Here is a 464-nt window from a genome sequence, read left to right as displayed (position 1 = left end):
TGGTATTATCCCCTATAGGTAGACAGTAAAAAAAGAGTCCATCTGATATGATGGACTCAATACTGTTTTATCTGGAGGGGATTTTTTTATGGCAAGAAAAGGACAATCATTTCAAAAATATACAGAAGAACTAAAGCGAGAAGCAGTTCGTCTTCGATTAGAAGAGAGAAAATCATTGCGAGAAATTCGTGAACAACTCGGTGTGAAGAGCGATGCCCAGATTATTGAGTGGGTAAAACGTGCGCAACAAGGGGAGTCCTTTGATGATCAACGTGGTGTCTGGAATCGAAAGAATTTTAATAGTCTAGAAGAAGAAAATGCTTATTTGAAGGCACAGGTTGAGTATTTAAAAAAGCGCAATCCAAATCTACACGGGAAGGAATGGTCCTAAAGAAAGAACGATTTTCTCTTATCGATTCATTACGCCAAGCCTATCCACTCCGATGGTTGCTTCAAATCGCGGA

1 pseudogene is annotated in these 464 nt (G+C 39.4%); it reads left to right on the top strand.

Annotated elements, in window-relative coordinates:
- Positions 1 to 88: 88 nt before the first annotated feature.
- Positions 89 to 464 (top strand): annotated as a pseudogene (locus QO049_RS30520) (transposase); the annotation flags it as partial.

The sequence above is a fragment of the Bacillus sp. RB3 genome, from assembly GCF_030164735.1.
GTDB classification, from domain to species: Bacteria; Bacillota; Bacilli; order Bacillales; family Bacillaceae_G; genus Bacillus_A; species Bacillus_A cereus.
This window is presented reverse-complemented; position numbering and strand designations above follow the sequence as displayed.